We start from the raw sequence: 23,377 nt of genomic DNA on the forward strand, positions 1-23,377 counted from the left end.
CACGAACGTACGATTCAGGCGTGAGTGTTGTTCAAGCCGTCTTGCTTGCCATCGTGGGCGGCTTCGTCGGTTACCTCGTCGGTGGCGTGCTGATCCCCATGCTGTCCACCCGGCAGGCGCAGCGCATGGAAGAGCAGTCCGGGCTCACGATGTCGCAGGTGCTCGACCTGATCGTGCTGGCATCCGAGAGCGGCATCGCCGTGGTCGACCAGTTCCACGACGTCGTCCTGTTCAACCCCCGCGCGGAGGAGCTGGGCCTGGTGCGGAACCGGCTCGTCGACGACCGGGCGTGGGTGGCGGCGCTCCGGGTCCTCGAAACCGGCGAACCCGTCGAGGTCGACCTGAGTACCAAGAACCCGCAGCGCGGACGCGATCGGATCGCGGTGCGTGGCACCGCACGTCTGCTCAGCAAGGAAGACCACAACTTCGTGGTCCTGTTCGCCGACGACGACTCCGAGCAGGTGCGGATGGAGGCGACCCGCCGCGACTTCGTCGCCAACGTCAGCCACGAGCTCAAGACCCCGGTCGGCGCGATGGGTCTGCTGGCGGAGGCACTCCTCGAATCGGCCGACGATCCCGATTCGGTCCGGCACTTCGGCGAACGCGTGCTCAGTGAATCAGTGCGGCTCGGCAAGATGGTCACCGAACTGATCGCGCTGTCGCGGCTGCAGGGCGCCGAGAAACTGCCCGACCTCGAGGCCGTCTCGGTCGACGAGGTGGTGGACGAGGCGCTGCAGCGTTGCAAGATCTCCGCGGAAGCCGCCGGGATCGCCGTCACCACGGACCACAACAGCGGCTACGAAGTGCTCGGCGACCGCGCCCTGCTCGTCACCGCGCTGTCCAACCTGGTCCAGAACGCCATCGCCTATTCGCCGAAGGGCACCCCCGTCTCGGTGAGCCGGTCGATCCGCGGCGACAACGTGGCGATCTCGGTGACCGACCGCGGCGAAGGCATCGCCAAGGCAGACCAGGAGCGGGTGTTCGAACGGTTCTTCCGCGTCGACAAGGCGCGGGCCCGCGCGACCGGCGGAACGGGGCTCGGCCTCGCGATCGTCAAACACGTGGCCGCCAACCACAACGGATCGATCGACCTGTGGAGCAAGCCCGGAACAGGTTCGACGTTTACCCTGCAGATTCCTGCACACATCGAGACAGTGGACGCCGAGGGCGGAAACGTCGGGAAGAGAGAAACCGGTATGGAGGCCAAGCGATGACAAGTGTGCTGATCGTGGAAGACGAGGAGTCACTGGCCGACCCATTGGCATTCCTGTTACGCAAGGAAGGATTCGAGACGACGATCGTGGGCGACGGACCGTCCGCGCTCGCCGAGTTCGACCGGGCCGGTGCCGACATCGTCCTCCTCGACCTCATGCTGCCCGGCATGAGCGGCACGGACGTCTGCAAGCAGCTCCGCAGCCGGTCCGGTGTCCCCGTCATCATGGTGACGGCACGGGACAGCGAGATCGACAAGGTGGTGGGCCTCGAACTCGGCGCCGACGACTACGTGACCAAGCCGTACTCGGCGCGGGAACTGATCGCCCGCATCCGCGCGGTGCTGCGCCGCGGCGTCGACAGCGAACTCGACGTCGCGCAGGACTCGGCCGTCCTCGAGGCGGGACCGGTCCGGATGGACGTCGAACGTCACGTGGTCCAGGTGAACGGCGAGGCCGTCACGCTGCCGCTCAAGGAGTTCGACCTCCTCGAGTACCTGCTGCGGAACTCGGGCCGGGTGCTCACCCGCGGGCAGCTGATCGACCGGGTGTGGGGCGCGGACTATGTCGGCGACACCAAGACCCTCGACGTGCACGTCAAGCGTCTGCGCTCGAAGATCGAGACCGACCCGGCCAAGCCGGAGCATCTCGTCACCGTCCGCGGCCTGGGCTACAAACTGGAGGCGTGAGCGGACGCCGATCCGCCACAGTTGCACACGAATTCGTCAGCCGCGCAGGAAATTGCCTGTGCGGCTGACGAATTCGTGGGCGTGTGTCAGAACGGGTTGTACACGTAGACGCCGCGAAACGGCGCCGAGATGATCTGCGTGATGGCGTGCTCGCGACCCTGGTCGTCGAACTGCCTGCAGTAGACCGCGACGTAGTGTCCGTCGCCCTTGCACTCGATGACCCGGCCGGTGCCGTACGGGCTCAGCACAATTGCCCGGTCACCCTTGTCGCCGAAGGCACCCGGATCGAACGGTGCGACGAAGTTGGCCGTCTTGTCGTAGAAGGTGTTCCAGTCCGGGGTCGGCTGGGCGGACGCGGTCGGCGCGAGGGCGAGCGTCGCGGCGGCGGTCAACAGGGCACCGGTCAGAATTCGAGCGAACATGATCTCTCCTGTCATGGCTGTGCCCGGAATGGGGCCGTGACGGGTAAATCGACCGGTGGGTCTGATGCGTTACTCGGCAGCCTTCTTCTGCGCCGCGGCGGTGGCGGGATGGACAGCGACGAGGCCGAGGCCGGCCCTGCGTTTGCACATCTTCGCCAGCTCCGAGTACGCGGCCTTGCCGAGCAGTTCCGTCAGCTCGGGTGCGTACGACTGCCAGACGGCCTTGGCGCCCACGTGGGCGTCGGGGGAGCCCGAGCAGTACCAGTCCAGGTCCGAGCCGCCCTCGCCCCAGCCGCGCCGGTCGTACTCGCTGATGGTGGTCTTGAGGATCTGCTCGCCGTCCGGGCGTTCGACCCACTCCTGAGTGCGGCGGATCGGGAGCTGCCAGCACACGTCGGGCTTGACCTCGAGTGGTTCGATTCCGCGCTTGAGTGCCATCGAGTGGAGCGCGCAACCGACGCCGCCCTCGAAGCCGGGGCGGTTCAGGAAGATGCAGGCGCCCTGATACCGGCGGGTGCGCAGCGCGGGCTCGTCCTCGAGGTCGTCCTCCTCGACGTAACCCTTCTTGCCGAGACCCTTCTCCATGAACTGCCAGTCCGCGGGTGTGAGCATCTTCACTGACCGGTTCAGCTTCTCCAGGTCCTCCTCGTCGGAGAGGAACGCGCCGTGGGAACAGCAACCGTCGTCGGGCCGGTCGCCGATGATGCCCTGGCAGGCGGGGGTGCCGAACACGCAGGTCCAGTGCGAGAGCAGCCACGTCATGTCCGCGGCGATGATGTGCTCGGCGTTGTCGGGATCGGGAAACTCGACCCATTCACGAGCGAAGTCGAGGGGTACTTCCGGGCTGGGCGTCATCTTGTGTGAACGCCCTGCTTTACGTGCTGTCACAAAGCCCGACGGTAGACCCAGTACCGTGTCAATGTGCGACTAGGGGTACTCGACGTCGGAAGCAACACCGTCCATCTTCTCGTAGTGGACGCCCACAGGGGCGGCCACCCCACACCGATGAGTTCGACCAAGTCGACTCTGCGGTTGGCCGAGAACACCGACGACCGGGGTGACATCACCCCCCAGGGTGCGGATCGCCTGGTGTCGACGGTGTCAGACTTCGCCAGCATCGCGAAGACGTCGGGGTGCGGTGAGCTCATGGCGTTTGCCACCTCCGCCGTGCGCGACGCCAACAATTCGGACGCCGTGCTCGAGCGAGTGCACACCGAGACCGGGGTGGCACTCGAGGTTCTGTCGGGTGTCGACGAGGCCCGGCTGACGTTCCTCGCCGTGCGCCGCTGGTTCGGGTGGAGCGCGGGCCGCATCCTGAACCTCGACATCGGAGGCGGATCCCTCGAGCTGACGGCGGGTGGTGACGAGGACCCGGACGTCGCGCTGTCGCTGCAACTCGGCGCGGGACGGCTCACCCGGGACTGGCTCGAAGCCGACCCGCCGGGCAAGCGTCGGGTGGCCGTGCTGAGGGATTGGCTGGACGCCGAACTGACCGTCCCGTCCAAGGAACTGCGCGCGGCGGGGCAGTGGGATCGGGCCGTCGGCACGTCCAAGACGTTCCGCTCGCTGGCCCGGCTGACGGGCGCGGCGCCCTCCGGCGCGGGCCCGCGGGTCAAGCGCACCCTCACCGCCAGCGGTCTCAGGCAACTCATAGCTTTCATTTCGCGGATGACGGCCTCGGACCGTGCAGAATTGGAAGGGGTGAGCTCCGACAGGTCGCAGCAGATCGTGGCCGGAGCACTCGTTGCGGAGGCCAGCATGAGAGCACTGGGCGTGGAAGAACTGGAAATCTGCCCCTGGGCTCTGCGTGAGGGTTTGATCCTCCGCAAGCTCGATACGGAAATGGGCGGTGAATTGATGGTGGGTGCTCGATGACCGAGGACAGTCAGCAGATCTCTGTTTCAGAGCTGCTCAAACGCAACGGACAGCAGGTGGAGTCCCGGGGCGGGCGGCGTCGTCGCGGCGTCAAGGGGGGAATCTCCGTTGCCGAGCTGACCGGTGAAATTCCGGTGGTTCGGGATCCGTCCGATTCGCGGGCACTCGAACCCGAACCCGAACCGGAATCTGCCGCGCCCGAGCCGCCGCGCACCACCGCACCGGCGGCGCCGTCCGTGCGTGCCGACGGGCGCACCGCAGCATTCAAGGCTCCCGTCGACGACGAAGACGATGACGACGAGCCCATCGCCAGTCGCCCCGCCGGTCGTGGCCGCGGAGTGGTGTCGGGTGGGACGTCGCGTGATCACCAGGGAACCTGGGTCAGCCGCTCCGTCCAGAAGGAACGGCCGGCGCCCGAGGCCGCCGCGTCCGCACCGGCGCCCACCGTGGCCGCCCCGGTCGTGAAGAAGCCGGAGCCTGCGCCGACCGTCGCCGCTCCCCGCGTGAAGCCGGCGCCGAAGCCCGACACCCCGGCCAAGGCCGAACCGGCGGCGAAGTCCGCAGCGCCTGCCAAGCCCGCCGCGCCTGCCAAGCCCGAGGTGCCGGCGAAAACGGAGGCGCCGGTGAAAACCGGAACCGCAACGAAGGCCGGTCCCGCAGCGCCGACGAACGGCGCGTCGAAGTTCGTCGAGACGCCGAAGCCCGAGCCTCCCGCCAAGGCGAAGCCGGAACCCGCGCTACTGTCCGGCTCGACTCTGGCCGGTGACCTGATGCGGCAGTCCCGGGACTCGGACGCGGCGAACGCGGGCGAGGAGACGGACCTCATCGAGGCCGCCACCGACGACGCGGACACCGAGAAGCGCGAGGGCGACGCGCAGAAGCCCGAGAGCCCTCGCCGTTCCCGCAAGGAGGCGAAGGCAGAGAAGGCCGAGGCCGCGAAAGCGGAGAAGGCGGGCAAGCAGGACGAGGCAGGCGAGAACTCCACCCGCGAGTGGGCCGTCCTCATCGGTCAGGGCGTCGTAGCCGTGATCGCCGGGGCCCTGCTCTTCAAGGGTTTCGAGAAGCTGTGGGACGTCTTTCCGTGGGTCGCGCTGATTCTGGCGCTGCTCGTCATCGTGGGACTGGTCGCGATGGTCCGCATCCTGCGTCGCACCGACGACATCACCAGCTTCGTGATCGCCGTCGTGGTCGGGATGATCGTCACTCTGGGGCCGTTAGCCTTCATGCTTGCGTCGGGCTGAGTTGCTCATGGTCGGGGACAGTGGGCACGGGCAGGTTCGACCGTCACCGCGCGGGCGGAAGGTACTGGTGGGCCTGTCGACGGCCTCGGTGTACCCGGAGAACACGGAGGCTGCGTTCCGGTATGCGGCCGATCTGGGATACGACGGCGTCGAACTGATGGTGTGGGCCGAATCGGTCAGCCAGGACATCGGGGCCGTTGCCGGGCTGGTGCGCAGGTACGCGATTCCGGTCCAGGCGATCCACGCGCCGTGCCTGCTCATCTCGCAGCGGGTGTGGGGTGCCGACCCGGTCGCGAAGCTGGAGCGTTCCGTCCGCACCGCCGAGTCGCTCGGGGCGACGAGTGTCGTGGTGCACCCCCCGTTCCGCTGGCAGCGCCGGTACGCCGAGGGATTCGCCGATCAGGTGGCCGAACTGGAACAGCGCAGCGATGTGGTCGTCGCGGTGGAGAACATGTTCCCGATGCGGGCGGACGGTTTCTTCGGCAGCAAGGAGAGGTCCGCGCAGCGGCTCCGGAAGCGGGGCGGACCGGGTGCGGCGCTGTCGGCGTTCAGCCCGTCCTACGACCCCACCGATTCGGGACACGCCCACTACACCCTGGATCTGTCCCACACGGCCACGGCCGGAATGGACGCGATGAAGCTGGCGGAGCGTATGGGGGAGGGCCTCGCGCATCTTCACCTCGCCGACGGTCGGGGCGCGTCGATGGACGAGCACCTGATCCCCGGCCACGGCGCCCAGCCGTGCGCGCAGTTGTGCCGTCATCTCGTCGACACCGGATTCGACGGGCAGGCGGTGATCGAGATCAACACGCAGAACGCCCGGACGCAGCGGGAACGGTCCTCGATGCTCGCGCAGGCGCTGGCGTTCGCCCGGGAGCACCTCGAACCGGGTCGCGCCGCCTCGGGGTCGTCGCGCAGCCACTCCGGTGGCGATCACGACGACACCTGAGATATCTGCCGCGTCCCTGCTGCGGTAAGCTCGTCGCCATATTGGATAGTTTTAGTATCTAGTGCTGGGGTATCCGAGGTCGAGAGTCGACGAGCCGAAGGAGGGGCCGTGCGCGTTTCCGAGTTGGTCGCCCGTACCGGCGTTCCGCTCGCGACGGTGAAGTACTACCTGCGCGAAGGTCTGCTGATGCCGGGCGAGGCGACGAGCGCCACCCAGGCCCGGTACGGCGAGAAGCACGTCGAGCGGCTGGGCCTCGTCAAGGCGCTGGCCGGAGCCGGACTCCCGATTCCGCGCATCCGGGAGATCCTCCGGCTCGTCGACCATCCCCACGGCTCGCTGTTCGAGGTGCTCGGCGAGGCCATCGCGCAACTCCCGCCCTACCTCGACGCCTCCGACGACGACACGGACGAGTTCCCGCGGGCACGCGCCGTCCTCGACAGGCTCGGGCAGGTGTACGACCCGCGGTACGTCGCGGTCGGCCAGCTCGAACGCGCGCTCGAGGGGCTCGAAGAAGCAGGCATCCCGATGACCGAGGAGCGGCTCGAGGCCTACGGGCGGCACGTGCGCGGAATCGCCGAGATCGACATCGGACTCATGCCCACCGAACCGGCCGAGGACGCGATCCGCTACGCGGTGCTCGGCACGGCGATCTACGAGCCGGTGATCGCCGCGATGCGCCGCCTCGCACACCAGGACGTCGCGCAGAAGCGTCTCCGCAACCCCGAAGAACAGGATCAGCAGTGAGCTCAACTCCCTTCCGCGACCTCAACGTCCTCACCGCTGCCGGTGACGGGACCTATCAGGCGTCGATCGACCCGATCTGGACGATCGGCCCCAAGGTGCACGGCGGTTCGATGATGTCGCTCTGCGCGGCCGCGGCCCGCAGGCGACTGCTCGACGAGAACGGCGACGCCGAGCTGTCCCGGGTGCAGCCCCTCGCGGTCGGTGCCAACTACCTGTCCGCTCCCGATCCCGGCGAGGTGACACTGTCGACGACGCTGCGCAAGCAGGGCAAGCAGGTGTCGTTCGTCGACGTGGAGCTGACGCAAGGCGACCGCGTGGCCGTGCACGCGTCGGTCACGCTCGGTGTCCCCGACGTAGGGGAGCCGCAGTACAACGGCGACCACGCCCTGTCCCAGCTCCCGGTGGAACCGCCCGCCGATGCCGTCGTCCTCACGGCCGACCATCCGATGGGGCAGATCGTCCACGTGTCGCAGGGCTGCGACATGCGGGTCGACGGGACGTCAGCGCACTTCCTGACCGGCAACCAGGGCGAACCCGAGGTGCGCATGTGGGTGCGACCGCGCGCGGGCGACGAGGACGATCCCGACACGGCGGCCCTGTTCGCAATCATGACCGGAGACATCAGCGCCCCCGTGACGATGAACCGCGGCATGTTCGGCTGGGCGCCCACGGTGCAGCTGACCACCTACCTGCGCAGGCAGCCGGCACCGGGATGGCTGCGCGTGATGGCCAGCAGCACGGTGCTCGGCGGCGCGTGGTTCGAGGAGGACCACACCGTCCTCGACTCCACCGGGGCGATCGTCGTGCAGAGCCGGCAATTGGCGATGATCCCCCGCTAGGAAGGCGCCGTAGAGCGTCGTGGCAGGCTGTTCGGCATGACGAGAATTGCGGTAATCGGAGGCGGCAAGATCGGCGAGGCCCTCATCTCGGGGCTTCTGCAGGCAGGTCACGCCGTCAAGGATCTGGTGGTGGCCGAGCAGCATCCGGCGCGCGCCGACGAGCTGGCCGCGGCGTACTCGGTGCGCGTCACCACCCCCTCCGACGCCGCCGAAGGCGCCGACGTCATCGTGATGGCCGTCAAGCCGGGCGACGTCGAGGCCGCGCTCACCGAGGTGTCCAAGGTGGAACTCGACGGCGAGCGCGAGCAGCTGCTCGTGTCGCTCGCCGCCGGTATCCCCACCGCCTTCTACGAGACGAGACTGCCCGCCGGGTTCCCGGTGGTCCGGGTCATGCCCAACACGCCCATGCTGGTCGGTGAGGGCGTCAGCGTGCTCGCACCCGGCAGGCACGTGAAGAAGGAGCACCTCGAACTGGTGCGCGGCGTCCTGTCGTCGGTCGGCAAGGTCGTCGTCGTCCCCGAATCGCAGATCGATGCCGTCACCGCCGTCTCCGGCTCCGGTCCGGCCTATTTCTTCCTGGTCGCCGAGGCCATGATCGACGCGGGCGTCGGGCTCGGACTGACCCGGGCGACCGCATCCGAACTGGTCGTGCAGACCATGGTCGGCTCCGCAGCCATGCTCGACAGGTCGGGGGAGAGCGCAACCGAACTTCGTGCCGCCGTGACTTCGCCCGGCGGAACCACCGCGGCGGCGATCCGCCGGCTGGAAGGAAACGGGCTCCGAACAGCTTTTTTCGACGCTCTCGAAGCCGCGAAAATTCGTTCCGCCGAACTCGGCACGTCAACCGAATGAATATTCGATTGCCCACACCCGTCGCAGTAACCCCATCCGTCCCGCTAAGCTCGAAGTAGCACGTGCGTGTCTGTTCCGCCGGAGGGGAAGCCGGCGGCGCGAGACGTGCCGGAGGTAAGTGGTTGATGACGTCTGCAAAAAAGCCGTCCAAGGGCTCGGCCCCGGACGGACAACCGGCACTGGCCGGAACGCAATTTCTCACCGTCGCCGAGGTAGCGACGCTGATGAGAGTGTCCAAGATGACTGTGTATCGGTTGGTGCACAGCGGCGAACTGCCCGCCGTCCGTGTGGGCCGCTCGTTCAGAGTGCATGCGAAAGCAGTGCACGACTACCTCGAAACCTCGTACTTCGACGCCGGTTGACCGATCGGCACGAAGAGGGTCACCTCGGTTTCGCCGGTAGCGGTGCGACCTAGTTTTCAGGGAGAGGACCCGCACCGGTACGATTAGCGACTGTCGTACCAGCCAGCTGGTGTCGTAAGGCGCTGAGCTAGTTAAAACGAGGCCCAGGCGCCAGAGCGGCGCAGGCGTACGTGACCGGCGTGCGCAGGAACGCTAGAGAAGAACGTGAGGGACACCCGCTATGGGTTCAGTGATCAAGAAGCGACGCAAGCGCATGTCGAAGAAGAAGCACCGCAAGCTGCTTCGCCGCACCCGAGTGCAGCGCAGGAAACTCGGTAAGTAAAGAGTTGCGTCTGGATGCCCGTCACCTCCGGTGGCGGGCATCCGTCGTTTCGCCGACCCCTCCGCGTATTGGGCGGCCGACCAATTGTCGTTGTGCTGAGCGCCATCCCCCTCCTGCACGTATCGTTGACGTCACTCGCTACGTGATCGGGGGTCCTAGTGGTTGTGAGTGACGGAGACTGTACTACGCGAACGGCGGTGCCGCGCGTCGTGCTGGTCACCGGGGCAAGCAGGTTTCTGGGTGGGTACCTGGTCACCCGGCTCGCTCAGAATCCGGACATCGAGCGGGTCATCGCGGTGGACGCGGTGTCGCCGAGCAAGGACATGCTGCGCCGCATGGGCCGCGCCGAGTTCGTGCGCGCCGACATCCGGAATCCCTTGATCGGCAAGGTCATTCGCAACGCCGAGGTCGACACTGTCGTGCACGCGTCGACGCTGGCGCGCCCGCCGAAGTCGGGCAGTCGCGCGGCCATGAAGGACATGAACGTCATCGGCGCGATGCAGTTGTTCGCCGTCTGCCAGAAGGCGCCGACGGTCCGGAAGGTCGTGCTGCGCTCGGCCTCCGTGGTGTACGGCTGCAGCGCCAAGGACCCGGCCAAGTTCACCGAGGAGATGAGTGCCCGGCGGCGTCCCGCGGGCGCCTACGCACGGGACTGCATCGAGATCGAAGGATATCTGCGCGGAATGGGGCGCAGGCGCCCCGACATCGCCGTGTCGATTCTCCGCCTCGCACCGCTGGTCGGGCCCCGCCTCAACGCGACCGTCGCGCAGTACCTCACCTCACCGGTGGTGCCGACCATTCTCGGACGCGACGCACGCCTGCAGGTGCTGCACGAGGAGGACGCGCTCGCCGCACTGGAACGGGCCACGGTGTCGGGTCCGGCGGGCACGTTCAACGTCGCCGGCGACGGCGTGGTCATGATGTCCCAGGCCATCCGTCGCGCCGGGCGGATCGAGGTCCCGATGCCGTTCGGGTTGTTCCGCAACGTCGGACGTGCGCTGATGGGTCCGGTGATGCGGTCGTACACCACCGAGCAACTCGAGTACTTCCACTTCGGTTGCGGACTCGACACCACCCGCATGCGAAGCGAACTATCCTTCGAGCCACGGTGGACCTCGATGCAGGCGCTCGACGACTTCGCTCGCGCGGCAGGCGTCAAGCCGATCATCAAGAACGAATGGGTCGACGCAGCAGAAAACGCACTACTCGCTCTTACCGGCACGGCGAAAGGGGAGAGGTGAACGAAGTGGCGAAGGTCATTCCGTTGCACGGTGCGACAGCCGCGCGCGGGGCCGCTATCGGACGATCGAGGCGTGAGCAGAGCGAGAGCCGACATCCGTCCGCGATGCCTCCACCCGCCGTGATCACCCCACCCGAGCCCGTCACCGAGTCTTCGGCCGTCGACGCCGTCCGCAACGCCCTGGCCGAGCAGATCGTCAACACCGCCGAGTTCGTGCGCCGCCGGCTGTCGGGTGACTATCACGTCGACGACTTCGGCTACGACCCGCACTTCGCCGAGAACGTGTGGCTCCCGATCCTGCGGCCGCTGTTCGACAAGTGGTTCCGCGTCGAGGTCAGCGGTCTGGAGAACATCCCGTCGACCGGTGGCGCGCTGGTGGTCGCCAACCATGCCGGTGTCCTGCCCATCGACGGTCTGATGACGTCCGTTGCCGTCCACGACCATCACCCCGCGCATCGCCCGCTGCGGATGCTGGCCGCCGATCTGGCCTTCGAGATGCCGCTGGTCGGCGGTGTCGCCCGCAAGGCCGGGCACACCCTCGCGTGCCACCCGGACGCCGTGCGCCTCCTGCAGGACGGGGAGGTCGCGGCCGTGTTCCCCGAAGGTTTCAAGGGCATCGGCAAACCGTTCAGCGAACGCTACAAGCTGCAGCGGTTCGGCCGCGGCGGTTTCGTGTCCGCCGCCATGCGGACCGGTGCGCCCATCATTCCGTGCTCGATCGTCGGGTCCGAGGAGATCTACCCGAAGATCGGCGAACTGGGGACGCTCGCCCGGCTGCTGGGGATGCCGTACTTCCCGGTGACCCCGCTGTTCCCGCACTTCGGACCGCTCGGCCTCGTTCCGCTGCCGTCGAAGTGGTACATCGAGTTCGGCAAGCCGATCGTCACCGACACCTACGACGCGGCGGCGGCCGACGATCCGATGGAACTGTTCGAGGTCACCGACCACGTCCGGGAGACCATCCAGCAGACGCTCTACCGGCTCCTCGCGAAGCGCCGCAACGTGTTCCTCGGCTGAATCGTTGAACCGGCGGCTCAGGCCGCCTGTTCGCGGCGGCGCGCGACGATCGCGGCGAGTGCGCCGCCGGCAGCGCCGAGGAGCAGCGCCGTGGGGACGCCGATCTTGGCGGCCTTGCGTCCGGTCCGGAAGTCGCGGATCTCCCAGCCCCGGTTCTTGGCGAGCTCGCGCAGATCGGTGTCGGGGTTGATCGCGACGGCCGTGCCGACGAGCGACAGCATCGGTACGTCGTTGTGACTGTCCGAGTACGCGGTGCAGCGCTTGAGGTTGAGCCCCTCGCGGACGGCCAGGGCGCGCACGGCGTGCGCCTTGCCGAGGCCGTGCAGGATGTCGCCGACCAGACGCCCCGTGAACATCCCGTCCTCGCTCTCGGCCACCGTGCCGAGGGCACCAGTGAGGCCGAGGCGTTTCGCGATGACCTGGGCCAGCTCCACCGGGGTCGCGGTGACGAGCCACACCTGCTGACCGGCGTCGAGGTGCATCTGCGCCAGTGCCCGGGTGCCGGGCCAGATCTTGTCGGCGATCACCTCGTCGTAGATCTCCTCACCGAGCCGGGCGAGCTCGGCCGTCGACCGTCCGGAGACGAAGGAGAGGGCCTTCTCCCGGCCGGAGGCGACGTCGTCGCTGCTCTCCTTGCCGGTGATGCGGAACTTGATCTGCTTCCACGCGAAGTCGACGAGGTCGGACGTCTTCAGGTACTTGCGGGCCGCGAGTCCGCGGGCGAAGTGGATGATCGAGGCGCCCTGGACCATCGTGTTGTCGACGTCGAAGAACGCGGCCGCCGTGAGGTCGAGGGGAACGTCGTGTTCCACCACCTCGGTATCCTCGCCGGACGCGACGTGAAGTGCGAGGGCCGCATCGGCACTCGCCTCACCTGCGACGTTGGCACGTACCTCGGCTTCGCTGGGTCCCAGCGGATTCCTGAACTGGCGTCGGCCCGGGAGGATGATCCCCGCCAGACCTGAACCGAAACCCGTGCCGTTCGGTAGTGATCGCGCAGGCACTCGCACCTCCCGTATCGCAGAAGCCTCTGGGAGCAGCCTATCCCCCGAATCGGGGACGGGGCGGGTGGATGGCCGTGCAGGGGGGACTGTGTGACGTTCATCTCCGAGTTGATTGGCGTCTGTGGACCCCGAAACGGCACAGTGACTCCACCGGACGCGTCGAAAGGAAGTGGCGAGGCATGAGCACGAACGGACACGAGGTGACGCTTCTCACGAGGGCGGGGTGCGGTGCGTGCGCGCCGGCCCGCGAGCGGCTGCTGGTGGTGTGCGAGGAGTTCGGGCTGGAACTGACGTGCATAGACGTCGACGAGGCGGCGGCCACGGACCCCGAATTGCGGGCCGAATTCGGCGACCGATTGCCGGTGGTATTGCTCGACGGACGTGAGCACAGTTACTGGGAGGTCGACGAAGAGCGCCTTCGCTCGGATTTACGCAAGTAAGGGAACCCTAAAAGGGGGATCTTCCGATGCCGTGCAGGTAGGACCGCATGTCGCGCAGTCGCAGCGACTTTGTGCATGGGTTCACAAGCAGTTACCGTGGTGTGAACAATTCCCCGGAGCATCGTGAAGAACGGCATCGAATGCCGGTCGGACGAGGAGCCAACGACGTGACCGAAACGCACCAGACGCATGGGTCTGTGGCCCCTGGCGTCACGGGGGCGGTCGGGCAGTCTGTGGTCGGGTCTCCGGCCCCCTCGGTCGCCGGCGCGGCTCCGCTCCCCGAATCGCGGGACATCCCCCAGGCTACGGTGACGCGCCTCGCGACGTACCTGCGGGTCCTCGGAGTGCTGACGGAACGCGGCACGATCATCGTCTCGAGCGAAGAACTCGCCGCCGCTTCCGGTGTCGGTTCCGCGAAGCTCCGCAAGGACCTTTCCTTCCTGGGGCCGAACGGTGTGCGCGGCGTCGGCTACGACGTGACGCGCCTGCGGGCCCGCATCGAGCGAGCACTCGGCCTGGACCGCGGACACAAGGTGGTGCTCGTCGGCGTCGGAAACCTCGGCCAGGCGCTCGCCGGCTACGGCGGCTTCGGCCGTCGCGGGTTCTCCATGGTCGGACTGTTCGACAGCGACCCGGCGCGGGTCGGTGCGCCGGTGGGCGACCTCACCGTGCGGCACGTCGACGAACTCGAACAGGCCTGCGCCGAACTCGAGGCCACCATCGGTGTCATCTCGACGCCCGACGAGGCGGCGCAGGAAGTCGCCGACCGTCTGGTGCGCGCCGGACTGCGCTGCATCCTCAGCTTCTCCCCGACTTCGCTCGACGTCCCCGATCACGTCGAGATGCGCCGCGTCGACCTCGCGGTCGAAATGCAGGTCCTCTCGTTCAACAGCGCACGCAACACGGAATCGGTCCCCACCGCTCCCCGCGTCCGCATCGGACATTCGGCTGTCCCGTCCACCGCACCAAGAAACGGATCAGTGATCGCGCCGTGAGTGTTCTGCTTGTCGGGGTCTCGCACAGGACGGCCCCGGTGCCGGTTCTCGAGCGGGTAGCTGTCACCGACACCGATCGCCCGAAGCTGACGGACAAGCTTCTGGCGTCGTCGCACATCTCGGAGGCGATGATCGTCTCCACCTGCAACCGGGTGGAGATCTACGCCGTCGTCGATGCGTTCCACGGTGCGCTGTCCGAGGTCGGCGAATTGCTTGCCGACCACTCCGGACTGGATCTCACCGATCTGCACCGGCACGCGTACGTCCGCTACAGCGAGGCTGCGGCGGAGCACCTGTTCGCCGTGGCCAGCGGCCTCGACTCGATGGTGATCGGCGAGCAGCAGATCCTGGGGCAGATCAGGACCGCCTACGCGTCGTCCGACGCCCAGCAGGCCGCGGGCCGCACGCTGCACGAACTCGCGCAGCAGGCGCTGCGCGTCGGCAAGCGGGTGCACTCGGAGACGGGCATCGACTCGGCGGGCGCGTCCGTCGTGTCCGTGGCCCTCGACCGGGCTGCCGGCATCGTCGGCGACGGCGGACTGGCCGGACGCACCGCCGTCGTGGTCGGCGCCGGATCCATGGGTGGCCTGTCGGTCGCGCACCTCACGCGTGCCGGGATCGGCCGCATCGTCGTCGTGAATCGCACCAAGGAGCGTGCGGAGCACCTCGCCGACACCGCCCGGTCCAACGGTGTGGAGGCGGATGCCCTCGAGCTGAGTGAACTCCCGGCCGCGATGGCCCAGGCGGACGTCCTCGTGACCTGTACCGGCGCGGTCGGTGCCGTCGTCACGCTCGCGGACACCCACCGGGCGCTGGCACAGCCCGGCCGCGACGCCGAACGCCCCCTCGTCATCTGCGACCTCGGACTGCCTCGCGACGTGGAGCCCGCCGTGTCGGGCCTGCCCGGGGTCACCGTCCTCGACATGGAATCGCTGCAGCGCGATCCCGCCGCAGGCGCCGCCGCATCCGACGCCGACGCCGCCCGGACGATCGTCGCTGCCGAACTCGCCAACTACCTCGCCGGCCAGCGGCTGGCGGAGGTCACGCCGACCGTCACCGCCCTGCGCCAGCGCGCCGCGGACGTGGTCGAGGCGGAGCTGATGCGACTGGATTCGCGTCTGCCCGGACTCGACGACCCCGAGCGCGACGAGGTCGCACGCACCGTGCGGCGAGTGGTCGACAAACTCCTCCACGCTCCCACGGTCAGGGTGAAGCAGCTCGCCTCCGCACCCGGTGGCGACTCCTACGCCGCCGCCCTGCGTGAGCTGTTCGAACTCAGCCCCGGGTCCGTCGAGGCCGTCGCCAAGCCCACCGACCTCGGCGGCGCCACCGACCTGAGCGCCATCGACATCACGGATGGCTTCATCGCCGGCCAGGACCCGCGCCTGCGCCGCTTCGTCACAGACGACAACCATGGGAAGGAATCGCAGGCATGAGCGCCGTCGGCACCCGTACGCTGCGGATCGGAACCCGTGGGAGTGAGCTCGCGACCACCCAGGCCGGAACCGTGCGTGACGCACTGATCTCGGCCGGGCACGACGCCGAGCTCGTCATCATCAAGACCAAGGGCGACCAGTCCATGGAATCGGTGGAGAAGATCGGAGTCGGCGTCTTCACCGCCGAACTCCGGGAAGCGCTCGCCGACGGACGCGTCGACGTGGCCGTCCACTCCTACAAGGACCTGCCGACCGCCCCCGACGAACGGTTCACCATTGCCGCCATCCCGCCGCGCGAGGATCCCCGCGACGCACTCGTGGCCCGCGACGGACTGGTACTCGGTGAACTGCCCGCCGGTTCGAAGGTCGGCACGTCCGCACCGCGGCGCACGTCGCAGCTCCGGGCGCTGGGCCTCGGCCTCGACATCCGCCCGCTGCGCGGCAACCTGCAGCGGCGCCTCGGCAAGGTCGAGTCCGGCGAACTCGACGCCGTCGTCCTCGCCCGAGCGGGCCTGGCGCGGATCGGACGACTGGACCTGATCACCGAGTCCATCGAACCGGTCCAGATGCTGCCCGCACCCGCGCAGGGCGCGCTCGCCGTCGAATGCCTGTCGGCGAACACAGCGCTCGTCGCGATCCTGTCGGAGCTCGACGACCCGAACAGCCGCGCCGCCGTCACGGCGGAACGCGCACTGCTCGCCGAGCTCGAGGCCGGCTGCACCGCGCCCGTCGGCGCCATCGCCGAGGTCGTCGAATCACTCGACGACGACGGCCACATCTTCGACGAACTGTCCGTCCGGGGCTGCGCCGCAGCCATCGACGGTTCCGACGTCATACGCACGGGGGCCGTGGGCTCCCCGGAGAACGCCGAAGAACTCGGCCGCTCCGTCGCGCGTGAGCTTCTCGAGCTCGGTGCGCGGGAGCTGATGAATGTCACCGAGGCCGGTGATGCCGATGTTTGATGTGCGAAGGCCGACTGATCGGCCGATCCGCTTCCTGTACCCATCTCGACACATGATCGCACTGGAGAATTACCGATGAGCCGAGTCCGTAAGAACACCCCCGGACGAATCCTGTTCGTGGGATCCGGACCGGGCGATCCGGCACTGCTCACCGTGCACGCACGGGACGTCCTTGCCGCAGCGACCCTCGCCTTCACCGACCCCGACGTCGACAAGGGCGTCACGGTCCTGGTGGGCACCGACCTGGGCGTCGACGCCGAGACCGGTGAGCCGCTCGCGGAGGTCCGTCCCGCACTGGGTGAGCCGGCGGAGGTCGCGAAGACCCTCGTCCACGAGGCGAAGAACGGCCACGACGTCGTGCGGCTGGTGTCCGGCGACCCGCTGACCACCGACTCCGTGATCGCCGAGGTCACCGCCGTCGCCCGCACCCAGGTGCAGTTCGAGGTCCTGCCGGGCCTGCCGTCCGCGTCCGCCGTCCCGTCCTACGCCGGTATGGCACTGGGGTCGGGACACACCGAGGCCGACGTCCGCGGCGAGGTCGACTGGGCTGCCCTGGCCGCCGCACCCGGACCGCTGGTCCTGCATGCCACGTCGGGTCATCTCGCCGAGACGGCGAGCGCCCTCGTCGAGCACGGCCTGGCTCCGCAGACCCCGGCCGCCATCACGGTCCGCGGCACCACCCGCCAGCAGCGCACCGTGGAGGCAACCCTCGCGACGCTGAACGAGGCCGGTTCCGAACTGGTCGGTTCGCTGGTCGTGACGGTCGGCAAGGTCGTCGCCCAGCGCAACAAGATGTCCTGGTGGGAGTCGCGCGCACTGTACGGCTGGAAGGTCCTGGTGCCGCGCACCAAGGATCAGGCAGGCGAAATGAGCGACCGCCTCGTCACGCACGGCGCCATTCCGATCGAGGTGCCCACCATCGCCGTCGAGCCGCCCCGCAGCCCGGCGCAGATGGAACGGTCCGTGAAGGGCCTCGTCGACGGCCGGTACCAGTGGGTGGTCTTCACGTCCACCAACGCGGTGCGTGCGGTGTGGGAGAAGTTCGAGGAGTTCGGGCTCGACGCCCGCGCGTTCTCCGGCGTCAAGATCGCCTGCATCGGTGAGGCCACGGCCGCCAAGGTGCGCTCGTTCGGAATCAACCCCGAACTCGTGCCCTCCGGCGAGCAGTCGAGCGAAGGCCTGCTGGCCGAATTCGCCCCGTACGACGACGTGTTCGACCCGGTCAACCGGGTTCTGCTGCCCCGCGCCGACATCGCCACCGAGACGCTGGCCGAGGGCCTGCGCGAACGAGGCTGGGAAATCGACGACGTCACCGCCTACCGCACCGTCCGGGCTGCGCCGCCGCCGGCCGAGACCCGCGAGATGATCAAGACCGGTGGGTTCGACGCCGTCTGCTTCACCTCGTCCTCGACGGTGCGCAACCTCGTCGGCATCGCCGGAAAGCCGCACGCGCGCACCCTCGTTGCCTGCATCGGTCCGAAGACCGCCGAGACGGCCATCGAGTTCGGCCTGCGCGTGGACGTGCAGCCGGAGACCGCTCAGGTCGGCCCGCTGGTGGAGGCTCTCGCCGAGCACGCCGCGCGCCTGCGTGCCGAGGGCGCACTGCCCCCGCCGCGCAAGAAGTCCCGCGCTCGGCGATAGGCGCTACGCGCCTGTGCGCCTTTTTGGTTGTTCCCACTACCAAAAAGGCGCACGGGCCCGACGAAGGAGGGCATGTCCTTGTTCCCGACCCACCGACCGCGACGGCTTCGCCGGACACCGGCCCTGCGTCGTCTCGTCGCCGAGACTTCGCTCGAGCCACGGCATCTCGTGTTGCCGATGTTCGTCGCGGACGGTATCGACGAGCCTCGTGAGATCTCGTCGATGCCCGGTGTCTTCCAGCACACACCCGACTCGCTGCGGCGGGCGGCGAGGGAGGCGGTCGAGGCGGGACTCGGTGGACTCATGCTCTTCGGGGTGCCGCGTCCCGACGACAAGGACGCCGAGGGTTCCGGTGCATCCGATCCGGACGGCATCCTGAACCGCGGATTGCGCTGGCTCGCAGACGAAGTCGGCGATGCGACGGTGGTCATGGCGGACACCTGCCTGGACGAGTTCACCGACCACGGTCACTGCGGTGTTCTCGACGCGAGCGGTGCGGTGGACAACGACCTCACACTGCAGCGGTACGTCGACATGGCGGTCGCGCAGGCCGAGGCCGGCGCGCATCTGCTCGGTCCGAGCGGAATGATGGACGGCCAGGTCGCCGCCATCCGCAAGGCACTCGACGACGCGGGCTACGCCGACGTCGGTCAACTCGCGTACTCGGCGAAGTACGCATCGGCGTTCTACGGCCCGTTCCGTGAGGCCGTCGGTTCGTCGTTGCAGGGTGATCGCCGCACCTACCAACAGGATTCGGCCAATCGCCGGGAATCGCTGCGCGAGGTCGACCTCGACATCGACGAGGGTGCCGACATGGTGATGGTGAAGCCGGCGATGTCCTACCTGGACGTCCTGCGCGAGACGGCGGACCGTTCGCCCGTCCCCGTTGCGGCGTATCAGATCTCGGGCGAGTACTCCATGATCACGGCCGCCGCACAGAACGGCTGGATCGACCGGGACGCCGCGATCCTCGAATCGCTGACCAGTATCCGCCGCGCAGGCGCGGACGTCGTGCTGACGTACTGGGCGACCGAAGCGGCCGGCTGGTTGTGATCGTTTCGTCGGCGGATACGGTAGTGCCATGACCCAGCAGTGGCCACCGACACCGCCGCACCAGGCACCGCACCAGCAGGGCCCGTCTCCGCACAATTTGCCGTACCCCCCGCCGGTGCCGCAGCCGAAGCCGGAACGTCCGGCACCGGTCGACGTGGGCACCGCGGCGCAGCTGCTGTGGGCGGTGGCCGGGCTCGGTCTGATCCAGGCGCTGGCCGCGATGGTTCTGGTGGTGGGGGAGAAGTCGACGTTCGTCGACGAACTGATGAACAACCCCAGCGTTACCTCCGGCGAGGTCGATATGAGCCGCGACAGCGTGGAGTCGCTGTTCTACGTGGGTATCGGATTCACGGTCGTCCTCATCCTGATCCTCACCGGGCTGTTCCTCCTGTTCGTGCGTTTCATGCGTAAGGGCCGGAACTGGGCCCGGATGCTGCTCACCATCGCGTGCGTGATGATGGTGGTGTGGACCGTCCCGGTGCTCTTCGGCATCGGATCCGACGGGAGCGGCACCGCGCTCGCTCTGGGCGGCGTGCAGATTCTCCAGGCCGTGGTGGCCGTCGGCGCCGTCGTGCTGATGCACCGCAAGGATTCCAACAGCTACTTCCTGAGGTTGCCCCCCTCCGCCGAGTAGCTTCGATTTGCTCGTGAAATATAAAGATGTACCGTGAAGTACGTCACAAGGGCAGACCGCAGACTTCATTTCGACCGAAGGACTTTTCTCCATGCGCGCTGACGATCGAGCACACGGGTCTCGCAAGGAAGCACTGATGTTCGCCCTCATCGTGGCCTTCGTACTGCTGACCCTGTTGCTCGTCGTGATCCCGGGCGCCCTCTCCTGACGTGCCTCACGTTTTCCTCGCGGGCCACGATGTCGCAGGATGAGCGTGTGAGCGAACCAGCCGTCTTGTTCAGTGAGCCCGGCGCCCGCTGGCGGATGGTGGCGTTCGGTCCGGTGTTCTGCCTGATCGCATTGATCATCGAACTGCTCACCGGCCCGGTGGTGCACTGGTTCGCGCTGCCGCTGTTCGCGGTGCTGCTCAGCGGTTTCGTCTACGTGCAGGTGGTGGCCGCGCGCAGGCATGCCAGCGTCGAACTCACGACCTCGTCGCTGCGGCAGGGCACCGAAGACCTGCCGATCACCGAGATCGTGAAGATCATGCCCCCGGCCGACCCGGAGTCGTACGAGCAGCAGCCGTGGGAAACCGCCCGGAGTCTGGGAGAGCTGTCCGCGGTTCCCCGCCGGCGGACGGGCATCGGGCTGCGACTGCGGGACGGTGCCCTGGTGCAGGCGTGGGCCAAAGACGACGTAGCACTGCGCGCGCAGCTCGAATCGCTGCTCGCGAAGTCGGCGGGCGGGTCGGCGGAATGAACCGCCGGACCGTGGTGGTGGCAGCGGAGTGGATCGGCGCCGTAGCCGGTGTCGTCGCCGCGGTGTGGTGTTGGAACCACGCCCAGGTCACCTCGGAGTTCGGTCCCGTGGCGCCGGGTGCACCCTCCTTCGAGGGAACCGAGTATTCGGGGTCGTGGATCGCCGTCGCCGCCGGACTGCTGACGGTCGCGGGGTTGCTGGTGATCGACTCGGTACGCCGGTTCCGGTCCGGCCCGGCGGGCGAACCCGCCGAGCCGTCCTCGTCACCGGAAGATCTGGGTCTTGCGGACGGTGTCGGTCCCGGGACCGTCGAGCATCGCGGAGCCGAGTAGCGCCTCGGGAACCCCGAGTCCCTCGATCAACGTCTGCGCGTGCGGCCGCAGCGACCGGCAACGTTCGTTGATTCCCCGCTGCACCGCCTTCGACCGCTCCACCGACAGCTGCCGGTGCTCCATGAACCACGCCTTGTCCTCCTCGATCACGCTCAGCGCGTAGAGGTCGCAGACATCGCTCAGCAGGTCGCGGGCGTCGTCGTCCTCGCATTCGTCGATGCCGGCGACGAACGCCTCGAGCACGACCCGGTCGATGTGCGCCTGCGCGGCGTGCAGCACGTGATCCTGCACGAAATTGAAGGCGTCGAACGGGTTCTCCTCGCGCTTCTGCGCACCCTGGAGGCGACGGGCGGCGGTCGAGAGCAGGTACTGCTCGCGGTCCTCGAACATCGTCAGCTGGGTGCCGCGGTTGAAGAGGCTGCCGTCCTCCTCGTTGTCCTGCCTCGTGTCGAGGATCGTCTGGATGATCTGCTGCGCGGCGGTGCGCTTCTTGACGACGTCGGAGACCGTGGTGGCCGCGAAGCGCATCCATTCGACGGGGCTCATGCCGCGCACCTCGTCCGCGTAGGACGTGAGCAGTTCCTTGGCCACCAGCTGCGTCAGGACGTGGTTGTCGCCCTCGAACGTCGTGAACACATCCGTGTCCGCCTTGAGCGCCGTGAGACGGTTCTCGGCCATGTACCCGGCGCCGCCACACGCTTCACGGGCTTCCTGGATCGCACGGGTGGCGTGCCAGGTGTTCGCGACCTTGAGCCCGGCGGCGCGGCCCTCGAGCTCACGCTGTTCCTGGGGGTCGGCGTCGGCACTGCTCTGGATCTCGTGCATCTTGGCGACGAGCTCGTTCTGGGCGAACTGGAGCGCGTAGGAGCGTGCGATCAGCGGGAACAGCCTGCGCTGGTGGACGAGGTAGTCCATGAGCAGCACCTCGTCCTCGGCCTGCGGCGCATTGAACTGCCTGCGCTGCAACGCATATCGGGTGGCGATCGACAATGCGACGCGGGCGGCGGCGCCGGCGGACCCGCCCACCGTGACCCGTCCCCGCACGAGAGTGCCCACCATCGTGAAGAATCGGCGGTTCGCGTTGTCGATCGGCGAGGTGTACGTGCCGTCGGGTTCCACGTCCGCGTACTTGTTGAGTAGGTTCTCGCGCGGAATTCTGACCTGGTCGAACGTGATTCGGCCGTTGTCGACACCGGGAAGCCCACCCTTGTAGCCACAGTCCGACGTGTGGACGCCGGGGAGGTCGTTGCCGTCCTCGTCCCGGATCGGTACCACGAAGCAGTGCACGCCCTGCGACTCGCCGCCCGTGATCAACTGCGCGAACACGGCCGCCATCGTCGCGTGCTGCGCCGCCCCGCCGATGTAGTCCTTGCGTGAGGACGGCGTGGGGGAGTGGATGACGAATTCGCCCGCGTCCGCGTCGTACGTGGCAGTGGTCTCGAGCGCCTGTACGTCGCTGCCGTGACCCGTCTCGGTCATCGCGAAACACCCCAGCAGATCCAGGGCGACGAGACGCTTCACGTACGCCTCGTGGTGGCGCGCGGTGCCGAGGTTCTCGATCGCGCCGCCGAACAGTCCCCACTGCACGCCGGCCTTGACCATCAGGGACAGGTCCGACATCGCGAGCATCTCGATGCTCGTGACTGCGGCTCCGGCGTCACCGGTGCCGCCGTGGTCTTTCGCGAATCCGTCGGCGGCGTAGCCGTTGCTCGCCAGCAGACGCAACTGCGCCAGCGTCTTGGCGCGGGCCTCGTCGAGGTCGGGGGTGTAGTGCGGTGCGAAGTCGGGGGAGCCGGACAGTTCCGCCCTGACACGCTCGCGTACCTCCCGCCAGCGTCCGTCGAGTGTGCTTCTCAGGTGGTCAGCTGTGGTGGCCATGACTCGACAGTAGCCGTCGCTCCGAGGCGCGTGATGTCGGTCGAGGAACGGATGGGGATCGTGGCCGCGGCTCTACGCATCTGCGATCCCGTTCTTCCGGCCGACCGTGGCACCGGCGATGGGTGTTGCGCTCTGCACTGTCCGGGGTATCCCGGTGTGGTGAACTTTTCCCGCGCACTACGGTCCGCCGTCACGGGTCCGACCTTCCGGTGGACCTCCGCGCCGAGTGGCACCGCCCGCCACCCGGTCAGCATCACCACGGCATCGGTGTCACTCGAGCAACAGCATCGGGTCCGGGTGCGCAAGTACGTGATCGTGTCGTCGTTGAGGATCCTCGCGTTCGTGCTGTCGGCGGTGGTCTACGGCCTGTCCGGCAACCCGTGGGTGGCTGTGGCGATCATCGGTGCGTCCCTTCCCTTGCCGTGGATCGTTGCCCTGATCGTCGACGACCTGCCGCCGTGGGAGAAGGACGAGTCCCACGGTAGCGGGTGAAGCGTCTGA

26 protein-coding genes are annotated in these 23,377 nt (G+C 68.0%); 22 read left to right on the forward strand and 4 right to left on the reverse strand.

The features are described 5' to 3' along the window. Nucleotides 1-20 precede the first annotated feature (20 nt). Entirely contained in the window at nt 21-1,214 is a 1,194-nt protein-coding gene (locus G9373_RS09115) for an ATP-binding protein (RefSeq protein WP_005251948.1), read from the forward strand. Continuing rightward, nucleotides 1,211-1,900 carry a response regulator transcription factor gene (locus tag G9373_RS09120; protein WP_005251956.1) on the forward strand — a complete coding sequence of 230 codons (690 nt, stop codon included), beginning with the start codon at nt 1,211-1,213 and terminating at the stop codon, nt 1,898-1,900. Before G9373_RS09115 ends, G9373_RS09120 begins: the two co-directional genes overlap by 4 nt. Nucleotides 1,901-1,986: 86 nt before the next feature. Here G9373_RS09120 and G9373_RS09125 read toward each other — a convergent pair whose 3' ends face one another. Then, nucleotides 1,987-2,322 (reverse strand): hypothetical protein, encoded by a 336-nt coding sequence (locus G9373_RS09125; protein ID WP_005258391.1) that lies wholly within the window; start codon nt 2,320-2,322, stop codon nt 1,987-1,989. 69 nt (nt 2,323-2,391) lie between these two features. Then, nucleotides 2,392-3,177, reverse strand: a complete 786-nt coding sequence (locus tag G9373_RS09130; protein WP_007300738.1) for a hypothetical protein — start codon at nt 3,175-3,177, stop codon at nt 2,392-2,394. Between the two features lie 66 nt (nt 3,178-3,243). On the opposite strand from G9373_RS09130, the gene G9373_RS09135 reads away from it, so the two are divergent. From G9373_RS09135 to G9373_RS09180, 10 genes are all read left to right on the forward strand, one after another. Further along, entirely contained in the window at nt 3,244-4,197 is a 954-nt protein-coding gene (locus G9373_RS09135; protein WP_037204265.1) for a Ppx/GppA phosphatase family protein, read from the forward strand. After that, nucleotides 4,194-5,438, forward strand: a complete 1,245-nt coding sequence (locus G9373_RS09140) for a hypothetical protein (RefSeq protein WP_133985002.1) — start codon at nt 4,194-4,196, stop codon at nt 5,436-5,438. Before G9373_RS09135 ends, G9373_RS09140 begins: the two co-directional genes overlap by 4 nt. Nucleotides 5,439-5,445: 7 nt before the next feature. Continuing rightward, nucleotides 5,446-6,387 (forward strand): sugar phosphate isomerase/epimerase, encoded by a 942-nt coding sequence (locus tag G9373_RS09145; RefSeq protein ID WP_051055313.1) that lies wholly within the window; start codon nt 5,446-5,448, stop codon nt 6,385-6,387. 108 nt (nt 6,388-6,495) lie between these two features. Then, nucleotides 6,496-7,131 carry a MerR family transcriptional regulator gene (locus tag G9373_RS09150; RefSeq protein WP_133985000.1) on the forward strand — a complete coding sequence of 212 codons (636 nt, stop codon included), beginning with the start codon at nt 6,496-6,498 and terminating at the stop codon, nt 7,129-7,131. Beyond that, complete coding sequence (locus G9373_RS09155) at nt 7,128-7,970, forward strand: thioesterase family protein (protein ID WP_133984998.1); 843 nt, start codon at nt 7,128-7,130, stop codon at nt 7,968-7,970. Before G9373_RS09150 ends, G9373_RS09155 begins: the two co-directional genes overlap by 4 nt. Nucleotides 7,971-8,006: 36 nt before the next feature. Beyond that, nucleotides 8,007-8,822 carry a pyrroline-5-carboxylate reductase gene (proC, locus tag G9373_RS09160; RefSeq protein WP_005251971.1) on the forward strand — a complete coding sequence of 272 codons (816 nt, stop codon included), beginning with the start codon at nt 8,007-8,009 and terminating at the stop codon, nt 8,820-8,822. Nucleotides 8,823-8,947: 125 nt separating this feature from the next. Then, nucleotides 8,948-9,184 carry a helix-turn-helix domain-containing protein gene (locus tag G9373_RS09165; protein WP_005258384.1) on the forward strand — a complete coding sequence of 79 codons (237 nt, stop codon included), beginning with the start codon at nt 8,948-8,950 and terminating at the stop codon, nt 9,182-9,184. 220 nt (nt 9,185-9,404) lie between these two features. After that, nucleotides 9,405-9,506: an AURKAIP1/COX24 domain-containing protein gene (locus G9373_RS09170; protein ID WP_003402602.1), complete on the forward strand. Its 102-nt coding sequence runs from the start codon at nt 9,405-9,407 to the stop codon at nt 9,504-9,506. Nucleotides 9,507-9,703: 197 nt separating this feature from the next. Further along, the gene (locus tag G9373_RS09175; RefSeq protein WP_005258383.1) at nt 9,704-10,747 is read left to right on the forward strand and encodes an NAD-dependent epimerase/dehydratase family protein; all 1,044 of its coding nucleotides are present in this window, start codon (nt 9,704-9,706) and stop codon (nt 10,745-10,747) included. Further along, nucleotides 10,744-11,763, forward strand: a complete 1,020-nt coding sequence (locus G9373_RS09180; RefSeq protein WP_005251979.1) for a lysophospholipid acyltransferase family protein — start codon at nt 10,744-10,746, stop codon at nt 11,761-11,763. Before G9373_RS09175 ends, G9373_RS09180 begins: the two co-directional genes overlap by 4 nt. 17 nt (nt 11,764-11,780) lie before the next feature. Here G9373_RS09180 and G9373_RS09185 read toward each other — a convergent pair whose 3' ends face one another. After that, nucleotides 11,781-12,767 carry an HAD-IB family hydrolase gene (locus tag G9373_RS09185; protein WP_005258382.1) on the reverse strand — a complete coding sequence of 329 codons (987 nt, stop codon included), beginning with the start codon at nt 12,765-12,767 and terminating at the stop codon, nt 11,781-11,783. A gap of 179 nt (nt 12,768-12,946) precedes the next feature. On the opposite strand from G9373_RS09185, the gene G9373_RS09190 reads away from it, so the two are divergent. The 9 genes from G9373_RS09190 to G9373_RS09230 all read left to right on the forward strand — a co-directional run bounded on the left by G9373_RS09190 (nt 12,947) and on the right by G9373_RS09230 (nt 20,998). Then, nucleotides 12,947-13,207, forward strand: a complete 261-nt coding sequence (locus tag G9373_RS09190) for a glutaredoxin family protein (RefSeq protein WP_005560387.1) — start codon at nt 12,947-12,949, stop codon at nt 13,205-13,207. Between the two features lie 140 nt (nt 13,208-13,347). Beyond that, nucleotides 13,348-14,202, forward strand: coding sequence for a redox-sensing transcriptional repressor Rex (locus tag G9373_RS09195; RefSeq protein ID WP_007300746.1), 855 nt, complete (start codon nt 13,348-13,350; stop codon nt 14,200-14,202). Beyond that, nucleotides 14,199-15,638, forward strand: coding sequence for a glutamyl-tRNA reductase (locus G9373_RS09200; protein WP_037204261.1), 1,440 nt, complete (start codon nt 14,199-14,201; stop codon nt 15,636-15,638). Before G9373_RS09195 ends, G9373_RS09200 begins: the two co-directional genes overlap by 4 nt. Further along, complete coding sequence (gene hemC / locus G9373_RS09205) at nt 15,635-16,600, forward strand: hydroxymethylbilane synthase (RefSeq protein ID WP_005258378.1); 966 nt, start codon at nt 15,635-15,637, stop codon at nt 16,598-16,600. The genes G9373_RS09200 and hemC overlap by 4 nt, the downstream gene beginning before the upstream one ends. A gap of 75 nt (nt 16,601-16,675) precedes the next feature. Then, complete coding sequence (locus G9373_RS09210; protein ID WP_005566479.1) at nt 16,676-18,241, forward strand: bifunctional uroporphyrinogen-III C-methyltransferase/uroporphyrinogen-III synthase; 1,566 nt, start codon at nt 16,676-16,678, stop codon at nt 18,239-18,241. 78 nt (nt 18,242-18,319) lie between these two features. Next, the gene (hemB, locus tag G9373_RS09215) at nt 18,320-19,294 is read left to right on the forward strand and encodes a porphobilinogen synthase (protein WP_005566480.1); all 975 of its coding nucleotides are present in this window, start codon (nt 18,320-18,322) and stop codon (nt 19,292-19,294) included. Between the two features lie 28 nt (nt 19,295-19,322). Further along, the gene (locus tag G9373_RS09220; protein ID WP_039952859.1) at nt 19,323-19,928 is read left to right on the forward strand and encodes a hypothetical protein; all 606 of its coding nucleotides are present in this window, start codon (nt 19,323-19,325) and stop codon (nt 19,926-19,928) included. A 255-nt stretch (nt 19,929-20,183) separates the two neighbouring features. Then, nucleotides 20,184-20,666 (forward strand): hypothetical protein, encoded by a 483-nt coding sequence (locus G9373_RS09225; protein WP_054247687.1) that lies wholly within the window; start codon nt 20,184-20,186, stop codon nt 20,664-20,666. Beyond that, nucleotides 20,663-20,998, forward strand: a complete 336-nt coding sequence (locus tag G9373_RS09230) for a hypothetical protein (protein ID WP_005258361.1) — start codon at nt 20,663-20,665, stop codon at nt 20,996-20,998. The genes G9373_RS09225 and G9373_RS09230 overlap by 4 nt, the downstream gene beginning before the upstream one ends. Here G9373_RS09230 and G9373_RS09235 read toward each other — a convergent pair. Then, the gene (locus G9373_RS09235; protein WP_005566484.1) at nt 20,930-22,876 is read right to left on the reverse strand and encodes an acyl-CoA dehydrogenase; all 1,947 of its coding nucleotides are present in this window, start codon (nt 22,874-22,876) and stop codon (nt 20,930-20,932) included. The genes G9373_RS09230 and G9373_RS09235 overlap by 69 nt on opposite strands. Before the next feature lie 33 nt (nt 22,877-22,909). Between G9373_RS09235 and G9373_RS09240 the strand changes: the two genes are divergently transcribed. After that, nucleotides 22,910-23,368: a DUF3099 domain-containing protein gene (locus tag G9373_RS09240; RefSeq protein WP_206031904.1), complete on the forward strand. Its 459-nt coding sequence runs from the start codon at nt 22,910-22,912 to the stop codon at nt 23,366-23,368. The last annotated feature ends 9 nt before the right edge of the window (nt 23,369-23,377 follow it).

The sequence above is a fragment of the Rhodococcus sp. A14 genome (assembly GCF_011603105.1).
GTDB lineage: Bacteria > Actinomycetota > Actinomycetes > Mycobacteriales > Mycobacteriaceae > Rhodococcus_F > Rhodococcus_F opacus.

Bases quoted from the DNA above. Each gene is read 5' to 3' on its own strand.
- G9373_RS09120 (WP_005251956.1), top strand. From the start codon at position 1,211: ATGACAAGTGTGCTGATCGTGGAAGACGAGGAGTCACTGGCCGACCCA.
- G9373_RS09125 (WP_005258391.1), bottom strand. From the start codon at position 2,322: ATGTTCGCTCGAATTCTGACCGGTGCCCTGTTGACCGCCGCCGCGACG.
- G9373_RS09130 (WP_007300738.1), bottom strand. From the start codon at position 3,177: ATGACGCCCAGCCCGGAAGTACCCCTCGACTTCGCTCGTGAATGGGTC.
- G9373_RS09140 (WP_133985002.1), top strand. From the start codon at position 4,194: ATGACCGAGGACAGTCAGCAGATCTCTGTTTCAGAGCTGCTCAAACGC.
- G9373_RS09145 (WP_051055313.1), top strand. From the start codon at position 5,446: ATGGTCGGGGACAGTGGGCACGGGCAGGTTCGACCGTCACCGCGCGGG.
- proC (WP_005251971.1), top strand. From the start codon at position 8,007: ATGACGAGAATTGCGGTAATCGGAGGCGGCAAGATCGGCGAGGCCCTC.
- G9373_RS09165 (WP_005258384.1), top strand. From the start codon at position 8,948: ATGACGTCTGCAAAAAAGCCGTCCAAGGGCTCGGCCCCGGACGGACAA.
- G9373_RS09170 (WP_003402602.1), top strand. From the start codon at position 9,405: ATGGGTTCAGTGATCAAGAAGCGACGCAAGCGCATGTCGAAGAAGAAG.
- G9373_RS09190 (WP_005560387.1), top strand. From the start codon at position 12,947: ATGAGCACGAACGGACACGAGGTGACGCTTCTCACGAGGGCGGGGTGC.
- G9373_RS09195 (WP_007300746.1), top strand. From the start codon at position 13,348: ATGCCGGTCGGACGAGGAGCCAACGACGTGACCGAAACGCACCAGACG.
- hemC (WP_005258378.1), top strand. From the start codon at position 15,635: ATGAGCGCCGTCGGCACCCGTACGCTGCGGATCGGAACCCGTGGGAGT.
- G9373_RS09210 (WP_005566479.1), top strand. From the start codon at position 16,676: ATGAGCCGAGTCCGTAAGAACACCCCCGGACGAATCCTGTTCGTGGGA.
- G9373_RS09220 (WP_039952859.1), top strand. From the start codon at position 19,323: ATGACCCAGCAGTGGCCACCGACACCGCCGCACCAGGCACCGCACCAG.
- G9373_RS09230 (WP_005258361.1), top strand. From the start codon at position 20,663: ATGAACCGCCGGACCGTGGTGGTGGCAGCGGAGTGGATCGGCGCCGTA.
- G9373_RS09235 (WP_005566484.1), bottom strand. From the start codon at position 22,876: ATGGCCACCACAGCTGACCACCTGAGAAGCACACTCGACGGACGCTGG.
- G9373_RS09240 (WP_206031904.1), top strand. From the start codon at position 22,910: ATGTCGGTCGAGGAACGGATGGGGATCGTGGCCGCGGCTCTACGCATC.